This window comes from Roseateles sp. P5_D6 (assembly GCF_054049415.1).
This window is the reverse complement of sequence record NZ_JBFUMK010000003.1, coordinates 333,374-345,983: the sequence shown is the minus strand read 5'-3', so window position 1 is coordinate 345,983 and position 12,610 is coordinate 333,374. Positions and strand designations below refer to the sequence as shown.

Annotated in this window: 11 protein-coding genes, 1 pseudogene and 1 riboswitch; of the genes and pseudogenes, 5 read left to right on the top strand and 7 right to left on the bottom strand. The window is 68.5% G+C overall.

Features of this window, described 5'->3' with window-relative positions:
* Positions 1-116 precede the first annotated feature (116 nt).
* Complete coding sequence (locus ACXJKM_RS05615) at positions 117-743, top strand: glutathione S-transferase family protein (protein WP_457350850.1); 627 nt, start codon at positions 117-119, stop codon at positions 741-743.
* Here the strand turns inward: ACXJKM_RS05615 and ACXJKM_RS05610 are convergent, their stop codons facing one another.
* The 4 genes and pseudogenes from ACXJKM_RS05610 to ACXJKM_RS05595 form a co-directional block, all read right to left on the bottom strand.
* Complete coding sequence (locus ACXJKM_RS05610; RefSeq protein WP_457350848.1) at positions 744-1,871, bottom strand: ABC transporter permease; 1,128 nt, start codon at positions 1,869-1,871, stop codon at positions 744-746.
* Positions 1,872-1,954: 83 nt separating this feature from the next.
* Positions 1,955-2,704 (bottom strand): annotated as a pseudogene (gene ccmA / locus ACXJKM_RS05605) (heme ABC exporter ATP-binding protein CcmA); the annotation flags it as partial.
* A complete protein-coding gene (locus ACXJKM_RS05600) occupies positions 2,701-3,642 on the bottom strand; it encodes an HlyD family secretion protein (RefSeq protein ID WP_457350846.1) in 942 nt (313 codons plus the stop codon). The gene ACXJKM_RS05600 and the pseudogene ccmA, both read right to left, overlap by 4 nt.
* A gap of 9 nt (positions 3,643-3,651) precedes the next feature.
* Entirely contained in the window at positions 3,652-4,281 is a 630-nt protein-coding gene (locus ACXJKM_RS05595) for a TetR/AcrR family transcriptional regulator (protein ID WP_056200148.1), read from the bottom strand.
* A gap of 130 nt (positions 4,282-4,411) precedes the next feature.
* Here ACXJKM_RS05595 and ACXJKM_RS05590 point away from each other — a divergent pair, with 130 nt between their 5' ends.
* The 4 genes from ACXJKM_RS05590 (at position 4,412) to ACXJKM_RS05575 (ending at position 8,976) form a co-directional block, all read left to right on the top strand.
* Entirely contained in the window at positions 4,412-5,971 is a 1,560-nt protein-coding gene (locus ACXJKM_RS05590; protein WP_457350844.1) for a methyl-accepting chemotaxis protein, read from the top strand.
* A 221-nt stretch (positions 5,972-6,192) separates the two neighbouring features.
* A riboswitch (SAM riboswitch) is annotated at positions 6,193-6,268 on the top strand.
* Positions 6,269-6,310: 42 nt separating this feature from the next.
* A complete protein-coding gene (gene metX, locus ACXJKM_RS05585; protein ID WP_457350842.1) occupies positions 6,311-7,483 on the top strand; it encodes a homoserine O-succinyltransferase MetX in 1,173 nt (390 codons plus the stop codon).
* The gene (gene metW / locus ACXJKM_RS05580) at positions 7,480-8,055 is read left to right on the top strand and encodes a methionine biosynthesis protein MetW (RefSeq protein ID WP_056200139.1); all 576 of its coding nucleotides are present in this window, start codon (positions 7,480-7,482) and stop codon (positions 8,053-8,055) included. Before metX ends, metW begins: the two co-directional genes overlap by 4 nt.
* 69 nt (positions 8,056-8,124) lie before the next feature.
* Positions 8,125-8,976: a hypothetical protein gene (locus ACXJKM_RS05575; protein WP_457350840.1), complete on the top strand. Its 852-nt coding sequence runs from the start codon at positions 8,125-8,127 to the stop codon at positions 8,974-8,976.
* 279 nt (positions 8,977-9,255) lie between these two features.
* Here ACXJKM_RS05575 and ACXJKM_RS05570 read toward each other — a convergent pair whose 3' ends face one another.
* The 3 genes from ACXJKM_RS05570 to ACXJKM_RS05560 all read right to left on the bottom strand — a co-directional run bounded on the left by ACXJKM_RS05570 (position 9,256) and on the right by ACXJKM_RS05560 (position 12,535).
* The gene (locus ACXJKM_RS05570) at positions 9,256-9,444 is read right to left on the bottom strand and encodes a hypothetical protein (RefSeq protein WP_056200133.1); all 189 of its coding nucleotides are present in this window, start codon (positions 9,442-9,444) and stop codon (positions 9,256-9,258) included.
* A 65-nt stretch (positions 9,445-9,509) separates the two neighbouring features.
* Positions 9,510-11,216, bottom strand: a complete 1,707-nt coding sequence (locus tag ACXJKM_RS05565) for an MORN repeat-containing protein (RefSeq protein WP_457350838.1) — start codon at positions 11,214-11,216, stop codon at positions 9,510-9,512.
* The gene (locus ACXJKM_RS05560; protein ID WP_457350836.1) at positions 11,213-12,535 is read right to left on the bottom strand and encodes a hypothetical protein; all 1,323 of its coding nucleotides are present in this window, start codon (positions 12,533-12,535) and stop codon (positions 11,213-11,215) included. Before ACXJKM_RS05560 ends, ACXJKM_RS05565 begins: the two co-directional genes overlap by 4 nt.
* Positions 12,536-12,610: the final 75 nt, after the last annotated feature.

The following is a 12,610-nucleotide window of genomic DNA, read 5'->3' as shown; positions in this document are numbered from 1 at the left end:
TTCAACCCGAAGTCAGGGGTGGATTGCCAACGCCGTCAGCGTCGCGCGGGTGCACTGCGGTGGCATTGCGGCCACGTAAAGTTCACCGCTTCCTGTTCCCAGCCTGTCGCACCGCCATGATCGAACTGTTTTACTACCCCAGCAACGCGAGCTTCGCGCCCCATCTCCTGCTCGAGGAAATGGGCATTCCCTACACGCTGCGCCAGGTGGACCGTGCCAACAACGAGCACAAGTCGCCGGCCTATCTGAAGCTCAACCCGAACGGCGTGATCCCGGTGCTGGTCGACGGTGACCTGGTGCTCTACGAGACGGCCGCCATCCTGATGCATCTGGCCGACTGCCACGCCGGCTTTGCGCCAGCGCCCGGCACCGCCGAGCGGGCCCAGTACTACAAGTGGATGGTCTGGCTGACCAACACGCTGCAGGCCATGCTGATCCACTATTTCTACCCCGACCGCATGGCCGCCAACGCCGACGAGGTGAAGGCCCGTGCCGAGGCGCAGATCGCGCCGATGCTGGACCAGATGGACGCCGAACTGGCCCGCCACGGCGGCGACTGGTTTCTCGGTGACCAGTTCACCGCCGTGGACCCGTTGGCCTTCATGCTGTGCCGCTGGACCCGCATGCAGGCCAACCCGGCCAAGACGCGGCCGGCTTTGGGCGCCTATCTGAAGCGGGTGTTCGAGCGGGCGGCAACGCAGCGCGTCGTGGCCAAGGAAAAGCTGCCGGATCCCGTCTATTGATCAGTCGAGAGTCTGCCGGTAGCGCAGCAATGCGATGCCACCCGCCGCGGCCAGAAAGGCCAGCATGGGCCACAACTCCGGCAGCAGCTCGGCTGCGCCCGAGCCCTTGAGCATGACGCCGCGCACGATGCGCAGGAAGTGGGTCAGCGGCAGCACCTCGCCCAGGTATTGCGCCCATTGCGGCATGCCGCGAAAAGGGAACATGAAGCCCGACAGCAGCATGGACGGCAGGAAAAAGAAGAAGGTCAGCTGCAGGGCCTGCAGCTGGTTCTGCGCCAGCGTCGAGAAGGTGAAGCCCACGCCCAGGTTGGCCAGCATGAAGACGCCGATCATGGCCAGCAGCAGCGTCACGCTGCCCACCATGGGCACGTTGAAGAGCGCAAAGGCCGCGCCGAGGATGACGCCCAGCTGCACATAGCCCAGCACGATATAGGGCAGGATCTTGCCGGCCATGACCTCGAAGGGCCGCACCGGCGTGGCCAGCAGGTTCTCCATCGTGCCGCGCTCGCGTTCTCGCGTCATGGCCAGCGCCGTCAGCATGACCATGGTCATCGTCAGGATGGTGCCGACCAACCCGGGCACGATGTTGTAGCGCGACAGGCCTTCGGGGTTGTAGCGGCGCTGGATGCGCACCTCGAAGGGCAGGGGCTGCGGGGCCTGCGAGGCCAGGGCACCGCGCAGGTCGCGGTTCAGCGCCGTCTGGCCGAGTTGGCTCAAGGCGGCGATGGCATTGCCGCCGGCCGACGGATCGGTGGCATCGGCGGCGATCAGCACGGCGGGCTTTTCGCCGCGCACAACGCGGGCGCCGAAGTCGTCCGGCACGACGACGAGGAACTGGATGTCGCCTCTCTGCAGCAGCGCGTCCCCGCGCGACTCCGCGATGCCGCTCTCGACGATGTGGAAGTAGCCACTCGTCTGCAGCGCCGCGACCAGGCTGTGTGCCATCGGGCTGGTGTCCTGCGAGACGACGGCCGTGGGCAGGCCCTTGGGGTCGGTGTTGATGGCATAGCCGAACAGCACCAGCTGCATGATGGGCACGCCCACCGCCATCGCGAAGGTGAGCTTGTCGCGCAGCATCTGCTGCACTTCCTTCAGCGCGATGGCGACGATGCGGGCCAGGGACTGCATCAGTGCGCTTCCGAATAGTTGTCAGTGGCCTGGCCGACGAGCTTGACGAAGGCGTCTTCGAGATCCTTGGCGCCCGCCTCCTGCACGACGGATGCTGCCGTGCCACGCGCCAGCACGCGGCCATAGGCGATATAGACCAGCTCGTCGCAGCGCTCGGCTTCGTCCATGTAGTGGGTGGACACGAGCACGGTGATGCCTTCCTGAGCGAGCTGGTGGATCTGGTCCCAGAACTCGCGCCGCGCCTTGGGGTCGACGCCGGCCGTGGGTTCATCCAGCAGCAACAGGCGAGGTTTGTGCAGCAGGCAGGCGGCCAGGGCCAGGCGCTGCTTCCAGCCGCCGGACAGCGCGCCGGCGAGTTGCTTCTCGCGGGTCTTGAGCCCGAGCCGCTGCAGCGCCGCATCGACGGCCTCGTGGCGGTTCTCCATCGAGAACAGGCGTGCGATGAAGTCCAGGTTCTCGCGGATCGACAGGTCTTCGTAGAGGCCGAACTTCTGCGTCATGTAGCCGACCTGGCGCTTGACCTCGGCGGCCTGGCGGCGGAAGTCCAGGCCCAGCACTTTCCCTTCGCCAGCATCGGGCGTCAGCAGCCCGCACAGCATGCGCAAGGACGTCGTCTTGCCGCTGCCATTGGGGCCAAGGAAGCCGACGATGCGGCCGGTGGCGACCTGCATGTCGACGTTGTCGACCACCTTGCGTTTGCCATAGGACTTGCTCAGCCCCCGGACATCAATGGCCAGCTCGAGGTTGCTGGCCCCTCGGTCGCGGTGTACCGCGCCCGATCCCCCGAGGGGATGCGCGCCGGCTTGGGGCGGCCCTGCGCTCGGCGCCGTCATGGCGTGACATCCAACGGCTGCCCCGGATGCAAGCGCTCCGCGTCCTCGGCCTTCACCGGCCGCGCCTCGACAAGGAAGACGAGTTTGTCGCGCTGCTGGTTGGAGTAGATGACTGGCGGCGTGTATTCCGGGCCGGCGGCGATGAAGCTGATGCGCGCCGCAATGGCTGCGCCACAGCCGTCGCAGCGCAAGTTCACCGGCGCATCCAGCTTCAAGCCGCCGACCGCCGACTGCGGCACGTAGAAGCGCGCCTTGCGGTTGGCCGGCGGCAGCAGGGCCAGCACGGGTTGGCCAGCGGCCACCCACTCGCCGGGACGCAGGAAGACGTCCTGCACGCGCGCCGGCATGGGTGCGCTCTGGCGCTTCTGCTCGACGCGCCAGGCCGTCTGCGCGCGGCTGCTCTGGGCTGCGTCGGCCAGAGCGCGGGCGGCATTGCGCTCGTCATCCCGCGCCGGCAGCCGGCCCACTTGCAACGCGGCGTCCAGCTCCATCACGCGAGCACGGGCCTGGGCCAGCACCGTCGCGGCGTCGTCGACGCGAGCCTGGGCGACGAAGCCCCGGCCAAGCAACTCCTGCTGGCGCGTCAGGTCGATGCTGGCCAGGCGTTCAGCAGCGCGGGCCTGGTCGAGTTGAGCCTTCGTGACGGCCAGCTCGGGGCCGCGCCGGCCCTTGTCGGCATCCTGTGCCTGGGCCTGGGCGCTTCTCGCGCGTGCGCTGGCCTCGGCGTCGGCGGCGAGCTCGGGTGTCGCATCCAGCTCGAACAGCGCCTGGCCGGCGGTGACGGCCTCGCCGGAGCGAACGGCCAGCGTGGCCAGCCGACCGGCCACCGGCGGCGCGATATAGACCAATTCGGCCTCGGCATAACCCGTCCAGCCCTCGGGCGGCTTGTCGCCGCAGCCGACCAGCAGCACGGCGAGCAAGGGAAGGATTCGTTTCATGTCGACTCCTCAGACGCCGCTGGCCAGGCCGAGCAGCGCCCATTCGATGCGCCGTTGCAAGGCCGCATCCGACAGCACTTCGTCGTCCACTGCGGCCAGCAGCGCGGGGGGGACAACATCGATGGATTTCATGCCGCCGACCAGGATCAGCGGCGCAACGACTGCGCCCATCAGGAAGGAAAAGCGTGTCAGCAGCGGTTGCCGCGGCAGGCAATCGCGCGCCTCGGCCTCCTGCAGCAGGGCAAGCAGCACGCCCAGGTGGCGCGGCGCGTTGGCGCGCAAGAAATCCTGGGCCACGCCCTGACCGGCCTGAGCATCGGCCCAGACCCGCGCGATCAGCGGCCGGTGCTCGCGCACAAAGCGCGCCACGCCCAGCAGGGCCGTGGCCAGTCGCTCCATGACATCGGCTTCACCTTGGCTGCTCAGCGACAGCGCGCTGAACATCTCCTCGTAATGCCGCTGCAACAAGGCGCGCAGGAAGGCGTCCTTGCTGCCGAAGTGGTAGTGGACCATGGCCGGGTTGACGCCGGCCGCCTCGGCCACGCGGCGCACCGACAGACCCGCGCAGCCGAGCCCCGGGTAGAGGGCGGCGCCGGCGGCGAGCAGGGCTTGATCCTGATCTTGGCTGGGGCGGGGCATGTCGGCGATTATTGGTCAAGTGTTCAGTAACCACAAGTTGCGGCAAAAGGTCGCTTGCCATCAGTAGCCGCTTCACTAGCATGCAGGCAACGAGGCCGCTGCCCAAGCGGCCTAACTAGGAGACACGAACATGGACCTCGCCACCTGGATGCGCAGCTTCACCATCCGCACCCGCATGCACGGGGCCATCTTGCTGGTGCTGCTGATGTTTGCCGCTTTGGGCGTGACCGGCTTGCTTGGTGGCCGCCAGCTGATGGCGCTCAATGTCGACGTCACCACGCATGCGATGCGCGACCTGCAGCACCTGGCCGCCATCCGCCAAGGGCTGGCCGACGTGCGGCTGGAGGAAAAGGAGATGGTCATCGCCTACGAGACGCCCGAGCAGGTCAAGCAGTTCCGCCAGCGCTGGGACGCGGCAGCCCAGCGCCTGGTAGCGGCGCTGCAGGGCCTGCAGGAGGGCACGCGGGAGGAGAACAAGGCCGTGGCGGCCGAGGCGCTGAAGTTTCTGCAGGACTACCGCACGGCGGCCCAGCCGGTGCTCAACCAGATCGAGGCCGGCGGCTTTGACACCGCCAAGGTGGCCGACCGCATGTTGAACCGGCCCAAGGCAGCGATGCGCGAGACCGAGAAGCGCGTTGAGAGCATCGCCGCCCTCATCGATGCCCAGGCCAAGGCCACCGAGGCCGAGTTCGGCGCCGAGATGGGCCGCATCGCCTGGCGATCGCTGGCCGTGCTGGTCCTCGTCATGGTGCTCGTCGTGCCGCTCACGCTGATCAACTCGTCCACCATCACCAGCCCGATGCGCTATGCCGGCAGCGTGGCCCAGTCCATCGCCAGCGGCGACCTGAACAACGCCATCCGCATCGTCGGTCGCGACGAAGCCTCCGAGCTGTTGCGCGCCCTGGATGCGATGCAATCCAGCCTGCGCGATCTGGTGCGGCAGGTGAAGACTTCCGCGATGAGCATCGAGACGGCCAGCACCGAGGTCGCCTCGGGCAACCAGGACCTGAGCCAGCGCACCGAGCAGGCGGCGTCCAGCCTGCAGCAGACGACCAGTTCGATGGAGGACCTGACCAGCGGCGTGCGCCATGGCGCCGACGCTGCCGGCAAGGCCCGCCAGCTGGCCGAAGGCGCAGCCGAGGTGGCGCGCCGCGGCGGCCAGGAGGTGGCCGACGTCGTCGCGACGATGGAGCAGATCAACACCAGTTCGCGCCGCATCGGCGACATCCTCGGGCTGATCGACAGCATCGCCTTCCAGACCAACATCCTGGCGCTGAACGCGGCCGTCGAGGCGGCACGCGCCGGCGAGCAGGGGCGCGGCTTCGCGGTCGTCGCCAGCGAGGTTCGCCTGCTCGCGCAGCGCTCGGCCGACGCGGCGCGCGAGATCAAGTCGCTGATCGCGGCCAGCCTGGAGCGCACCGAGACGGGCTCCCGGCTCGTGCAGCATGCTGGCACCACCATGCAGGAGATCGTCGACAACGTGCAAAAGGTCAGCGACATGATCGGCGAGGTGGCGGCCGGTGCGGCCGACCAGAGCTCGCGCATCGGCCAGATCAACGGCGCCGTCAGCCAGCTCGACCACATGACGCAGCAGAACGCCGCGCTGGTAGAGGAGTCCGCCGCCGCCGCCGACAGCCTGCGCCAGCAGCTGCAGTTGCTGACCGGCGCGGTCTCGCAGTTCAGGTTCTGATGCGGCCGTAGTGCGTTCTTGGGGGCGAGCGCCGGGCCGTCCCAAGCCGGCCCCGCTGGCGATGTGCTTGCGGTTCAATGCCGCAAGCATCGCCGTCCCCGCGGGGGCTGAGGCCGGACACATTGCGCCCAGTGGGCGCGATGTGCCTGCCGAAGGGCTGCGGCGCCTGCCGCAGCGCGGTCTGCAAGACCGGCCAAGGTACTCCTTGGCCGAGGGGCCTACAATTCATCAGCGCCGATTTGTTCCGGATTGCGGGCGCTCAATAAATGCCGCTAAACAGGGCTCCGATCAACCGGCGTCCCGCAACAGCGGCGCCGGTTTTTTTATTGGAGTGAGGCCATGACGGGCCGTAGCGTCGGCGACGTGTCGCCGCAGAGTTTTCATTTCGACGAGCCGCTGCCGCTGCGCAGCGGGGCCAGCCTGCCGGCCTACGACCTGATGGTCGAGACCTATGGCCAGCTCAATGCCGAGCGCAGCAATGCCGTGCTGGTCTGCCATGCGCTGAATGCCAGCCACCATGTCGCCGGAACCCTGGCCGGCCAAGCCAAGAGCGAGGGCTGGTGGGACAACCTCATCGGCCCGGGCAAGCCGCTGGACACCGACAAGTTCTTCGTCATCGGCGTCAACAACCTCGGTTCCTGCTTCGGCTCGACCGGCCCCATGCATGTCAACCCCGCCACGGGCCGGGCCTGGGGCGCCGACTTCCCCGTCGTCACCGTGCAGGACTGGGTGGATGCCCAGGCCCGCCTGGTCGAGCGCTTCGGCATCCTGAAGCTGGCAGCCGTGCTGGGCGGGTCCCTGGGCGGCATGCAGGCGCTGGATTGGGCGCTGCGCTATCCCGAGCGCGTGAGCCACTGCATTGCCGTGGCGACCGCGCCGAATCTGTCGGCGCAGAACATCGCTTTCAACGAGGTCGCGCGCCGCGCCATCGTCACCGACCCCGATTTTCACGGCGGCCACTTCTACGCCCACGGCGTGGTGCCCAAGCGCGGCCTGCGCGTGGCGCGCATGATCGGCCACATCACCTACCTGAGCGACGACGTCATGGCCGAGAAGTTCGGCCGCGAGCTCAAGGGTGGCGCACTGGGCTATTCGACCCAGGACATCGAGTTCCAGATCGAGAGCTATCTGCGCTACCAGGGTGACAAGTTCAGCGACTACTTCGACGCCAACACCTATCTGCTCATCACTCGCGCCCTCGACTACTTCGACCCCGCCTCCGAGCATGGCGGCGACCTGACGCGCGCCTTCGCGACCGCTCGCGCCAAGTTCCTCATCGTCAGCTTCACGACCGACTGGCGCTTCTCGCCCGACCGTTCACGCGAGATCGTCAAGGCGCTGCTCGACAACCGGCTGGACGTGTCCTATGCGGAGATCGATGCGCCGCATGGCCACGACGCTTTCCTGCTCGACGATCCGCGCTATCACGGTGTGCTGGGGGCCTATTTCGAGCGCATCGCCACGAGCCTGGAGCGGCCCGCCGGCTTGCAGCTGAAGGGGGTGGCCATATGAGCTTCGACCCGGCCATCGCGGCGCTGGTGCCGCCCGGCTCACGTGTGCTCGACCTCGGTTGCGGCACAGGCGAGCTGCTCGAGCACCTCATCAAGCACAAGGGCTGCAGCGGCTACGGCGTGGAGCTGGACGACGCCAACCTGCTGGCCTGCGTGAAGCGCGGTGTCAACGTCATCCAGCGCAACCTGGAAGAGGGCCTGGCCATCTTCGAGGAACAGAGCTTCGACGTCGTACTGCAGCTGGAGACGCTGCAGAACCTGCGCAACGCCGAGGCCATGCTCAAGGAGACAGCGCGAGTGGGCAAGATGGGCATCGTCAGCTTCCCCAACTTCGCACACTGGCCGAACCGGCTGCAGGTGCTGTTCGGGCGCATGCCGGTCACCCGAGCCCTGCCCTACGAGTGGTACGACACGCCCAATATCCGCGTCGGCACCTTTGCCGACTTCGGCGTGCTGGCGCGCAAGAACCGGCTCAAGATCCTGGACAGTTTCGGGCTGCAGGATGGCGGCGTGGTGCGCACGCGGCCCAACCTGATGGCCAGCGTGGCGGTGTTCAAGTTCGAACGAGAGTGAGCACCCGGCCGGCGCGCAACGGACTCAAACCCTAGCCCACGGCGCGCCTTGATTCGCTAGGCTCGCTACATGTTGCGCGCTCGTTTCCTCGCCTCCATGCTGGCTGCCGGTGTGGCGCCCTGGGTGCGGGCTGAGGCCGCGCCGTTGCGCTTCGTCTACCCGCGCGTCAACGATCAGGGCGAAGAGGCCTTCGGCTTCCAAGGGCTGCGCCTGGCGCTGCAGAAATGGGGGCGGCCCTTCGAGCTGTTGCTGGCGCCCACGTCCACCAACTACCGGCGCTCGCTGTACCAGCTTGAGACGGGCGAAATCGACGTGATAGACATGGGCACCAGTCGAGCCTTCGAAGCTCGTTTTCAGCCGGTGCACCTGCCTGTCGACCGAGGCCTCAGTGGCTGGCGACTGTTGCTGGTTCGTGCCGGCATGGTGCCCGCGTTCCGCGCGGTGCACGACCTGGCCGGCCTCGCCCGGCTGCGTGCCGGTCAGGGCCAGGACTGGCCCGATACGCAGTTGCTGCTCGCCGCCGGCCTGGGGGTTGTTAGCGGCAGCGACCTGCCGACGTTGTTCCGCCAGTTGCAGGCGGGCCGCTTCGACTACTTGCCCCTGGGTCTGAATGAGATCCACGGCCTGCTGACCCAATGGCAGGCGTTGGCGCCGGATGTTGTCGTGGAGCCCGACCTCGCCCTGGTCTACCCGTTCGCGCGCCTGCTCTTCGTGCGACGCGGCGACGGCGAGCGCTACGCGGCCATCACCGAGGGGCTGACGCGGGCCTTCGAAGACGGCTCGTTCAACACGCTGTTCGCTGCCCGGCATGCGGGGCTCGCGCAGGCCCGGTTGGCCGAGCGCCGCGTGCTGCAGATCGACAACCCCGGGCTGAGTGCTGCCACGCGCGCCATCCCGGCGCGCTACTTCATCCGGCCCTAGGAGGCTGTCGGGCTTGGGGTCGGGTGCGCGTTGGGCCTGCAAGGGTGCTGAGACAAGGCGCAAAGCGCAGCGGTACCGGGCGTACCGCGAGCATTTGCAACGCAGGATCGGCGCCCTTGCAGGCCCAACCCGCAGGGCCAGGGCGATTTGCGGGGCGATCCGGCGTTGCGAACTCGTTGTGTGGCCCGCCACACGCCTCGCCCGCGCCTTGTCTCACCCCGCAACTCGCCCTGGCGCGCACCCGACCCCAAGCCCGACAGCCTCCTAGGTTTCAGCAGCTCAGGCCGATTTCTTGTGGCCCTTCTTGGCCGCCTTTTTGTGCTTGGCCTTGGTCGTCTTCTTGGCGGCGGTCTTGGCATGGATGCCGCTGCTGGCCTGGCTGGTCTTGTGGTGCTGGGCCACGCGCGCCTCGGCCGCCGGGGCAGCGATGGCGAGGGCGGTGACGAGGGCGGTGAGCAGGGTCTTCATCGTGGATCTCCAAAAGAAAAGCTGATGGGGCAAGCGTAACGGAGGCGGCAGTCTCGGGCCGCCCCTCAGCTGCCTTTGCGCACCATGAAGCCCTCGTCCGTGCGCTCGTCGTCCTTGAACACACCTTCCCAGCGATCGCCGCTGGGCCAGTGGAAGGTGCCCTGGCCATGCTTGAGGCCGCGCGCCCAGGCGCCTTCGTAGCGCTCGCCGCTGCGCCAGGCGTATTTGCCCTGGCCGTGGGCCTTGCCGGCGTCGAACTCGCCCTCGTAGACGTCGCCGCCAGGGAAGATCATGCGGCCGCGTCCCTGGGGCAGGCCGGCGGCCATCTGGCCTTCGTACTGGTTGCCGTTGCTGAAGCGCATCTTGCCCTGGCCCTGTGGCTTGTCGTTGACCCATTCGCCCTCGTAGCGCTGGCCGCTCATCCAGACATAGCTGCCGCGGCCATGCGGCAGGCCCTGGCGGATCTGGCCGCTGTAGACATCGCCCGAGGCATAGGTCAGCTTGCCTTCGCCCTCTGGCTGGCCGTCCATCAACGTGCCTTCGTAGTGATTGCCGTTGGCAAAGCTCATGGTGCCGCGGCCGGTGGCGCGGTCGGCCACCCAGTCGCCCTTGTAGCGCTGGCCGGCGGCCCAGCGGATCTCGCCGACGCCCTGGCGCTGGCTGCGCAGCAGCGGGCCTTCGTAGACGTCGCCGTTCTTCCACTCGACGCGACCGGAGCCCGTGACGGTGTCGTCGTCATTGCGCACGAACTGGCCAACGTAGCGCGTGTCACCGGCCATGCGATCGAAAAGCTTGGGCTCGGGAACCGGCACCGGCGCTGCTGTGGCCTGGGCGAGGGGCGTGATCGGTGCGGCTGCTGCCTGGCGCAGCGCAGGCGTGGCCGGCGGTGGCGCGCTGGCAGCGGCCTTGTTGGTGACGGGTGCCGCCATCGCGGCCGCCGGTTTGGGCGCAGCCGCAACCACCGGTGCCGGCACGCCGGGCAGCGGTGTCGCCACCCAGGGCGTGCCGCGCTCGCGAGCCAGGGCCTGGGCGTTGTTCGTCGCCAGCTCCTGGGCGCTGCCTTTGCAGAGCTTGGCGGTGTCGCGCCACAGCGTCTCGCCGATCTGGCTTTGTGTCTGGCGCTCGGCCAGCGGCAGGGCGGCGCCGGTGTTGCGCAGCTTGGCGGAGAACTCGCGGGCGCGCTCGAAGGGCGCGGCGCAGAACTCGGCGTTGTGGCCGTCGATCTCACTCTGCTCGCGGCGGCGCTGGGCAGTCTGCTGCTGGCTGCCGTTGCACTGCTCGGCGGCCAGCTCCCACATGCCCTCGGCCTTGCGGTAGAGGCTGGCGGCGTCGCCAAAGCGCCGCTCGCCAAAGGCCGCGCGGGCCAGCTCCTGCAGCGAGGCGGCATCGCGGTGGGCGCTCTCGCACTGGCTGCCGGACTGCAGCTTCTCGGCCAGGGCTTCGCGGGTCTTCTGGCTGTCGGCCAGGTTGCGTTGGGCGCGCTCGCGAGCGCGGCCGTCGCAGCTGGCCAGTGCCCCGCCCCATTGCGCAACCGCCTCGTCGTAGAGCTTGACGAGGGCCTCCAGTGGCTGGTTCTGCGATTGGGCCGTGGCGGCACGCAGGTCGGCCGACAGCGCCCGGCTCGACAGTTGGGCGCAGCTGGGCGGCGGTGGGGCCGGCGCGGCGACGGGCTCGGAAGCTGCGGGCTCGGATGCCGACGCCGCGGCTTCGGGAGGCGTCTGTGCCTGAGCCCAGGCGGCCGTCAACAGCAGCAGCGTGATGGCGAACTTCATTTCTTGGTGGCCGACTCGGCGGGCAGTTCCAGCATGGCGTCGACCAGGCCGCGGGAGAAGCGGCTGGCGCCGGGGTCGTCGGGGTTGTCGAAGCTGAAGCTGCCGCGCGACGAGGCCAGCGGCATGGCGCCGATCTCGGCCCGCAGCGTGTCGGCGCGCAGGCCACCGAGGATGGCGACCACCTCGGCCTCGAAACCGCGTGCGGCGGCGATCTTGTTGATGGCCGCCAGGCGGTCGGCGTCGAACAGGAAGGCGTTGGCGGCCAGGCTGCGCTCGATGAGTTTCTGGTGCAGCGTGAAGCCCGCCAGCGGCGACGCGCCCAGGGCCGCCATGCGCGTAAAGGCCCAGGCGTCGGCATAGTCGAAGGTGGTGGCCGCGATGCGGGAGATGCCCGACAGCGAGCCGCGGTTGGCGGCCGCGGCCTGCATCACGTTCATGACCTGCTGGCGCGTCAGCTGTTGAGCAGCGTCCACCAGGCCTTCGCGGATCTTCTGCGTCGCCAGCGCCTTGCCCTGCTCGATGAGCTGCTGCTTGAGGAACTCGCTGGCCACGTTGGCCGCGGCGCTCTTGGCCGCGCTCATCGCGGCGTCGGCGGCCAGCGCCGCGGCCTTGACGCCCGAGGCCAGTGTGGCCAGGTTGTAGAGGGTGCCGGCGATCTTGATGGCGTAGTGGTAGGTCTTCATGCGGGCCCCGCCCTCTTCGGACAGGCCCTGCGTCCACAACACCATCCACAGCGCCTCGTCGGGTGTGGGCTCGGCCTGGGTCACCTCCAGCGGGTGCAGGCTGAGCAGCCAGTGGTAGTCCTGCAGCTGCGCCGTGTTGGGCGGTGCGAAGCGTGTGTAGCCGCGGCAGACTTCGAAGGGCTTGATGGCGACGGTGCGGCCTGAGGCCAGGCCGACGTTGAAGGGCTTGCCAGCGTCGCGCGCCTCGGCCAGCGTTTCCAGCAGGCGCTCGCCGTCGATGTCCTCACGGCTGCCGACGCGCACGATGCGGTCGCTCGGGGCCAGCGGCGAATCCTGGGTGACGGCGATGACGGTCAGCCTCTCGTCCACCTGCAGGGCGCGCACCCAGGCGACGCGGTCATCGGCGCTCCAGCCGGCGCTGGTGGCCACGGCGAAGGGCAGCTCCCACTGCTTGTCGCAGTCCTTGTCTTTCAGCGCCGCGCTGCGCGCGATGGCCGGGCGGATCAGGCGCTCGCCGGCGCCATAGGCACGCATGCCGGCCAGCAGCGTCTCGTCGACCTTGCGGCCGTCGTCCACGGTGAATTTGGGGCCTGAGGCACAGCCGGTCAGCAGCGCAATCAGAACAATCAGTAACAAGCGCATCTTGGCGTCGAGCCTAAGCGGTTGACGCCGTGAATGCCGCCGGTAGTTATCCCAGGCGGCGTGATGCCT

What these genes read in the sequence shown, in the direction of transcription:
- ACXJKM_RS05615 (WP_457350850.1), top strand. Translation starts at nt 117, where the DNA reads ATGATCGAACTGTTTTACTACCCCAGCAACGCGAGCTTCGCGCCCCAT.
- ACXJKM_RS05610 (WP_457350848.1), bottom strand. Translation starts at nt 1,871, where the DNA reads ATGCAGTCCCTGGCCCGCATCGTCGCCATCGCGCTGAAGGAAGTGCAG.
- ACXJKM_RS05600 (WP_457350846.1), bottom strand. Translation starts at nt 3,642, where the DNA reads ATGAAACGAATCCTTCCCTTGCTCGCCGTGCTGCTGGTCGGCTGCGGC.
- ACXJKM_RS05595 (WP_056200148.1), bottom strand. Translation starts at nt 4,281, where the DNA reads ATGCCCCGCCCCAGCCAAGATCAGGATCAAGCCCTGCTCGCCGCCGGC.
- ACXJKM_RS05590 (WP_457350844.1), top strand. Translation starts at nt 4,412, where the DNA reads ATGGACCTCGCCACCTGGATGCGCAGCTTCACCATCCGCACCCGCATG.
- metX (WP_457350842.1), top strand. Translation starts at nt 6,311, where the DNA reads ATGACGGGCCGTAGCGTCGGCGACGTGTCGCCGCAGAGTTTTCATTTC.
- metW (WP_056200139.1), top strand. Translation starts at nt 7,480, where the DNA reads ATGAGCTTCGACCCGGCCATCGCGGCGCTGGTGCCGCCCGGCTCACGT.
- ACXJKM_RS05575 (WP_457350840.1), top strand. Translation starts at nt 8,125, where the DNA reads ATGTTGCGCGCTCGTTTCCTCGCCTCCATGCTGGCTGCCGGTGTGGCG.
- ACXJKM_RS05570 (WP_056200133.1), bottom strand. Translation starts at nt 9,444, where the DNA reads ATGAAGACCCTGCTCACCGCCCTCGTCACCGCCCTCGCCATCGCTGCC.
- ACXJKM_RS05565 (WP_457350838.1), bottom strand. Translation starts at nt 11,216, where the DNA reads ATGAAGTTCGCCATCACGCTGCTGCTGTTGACGGCCGCCTGGGCTCAG.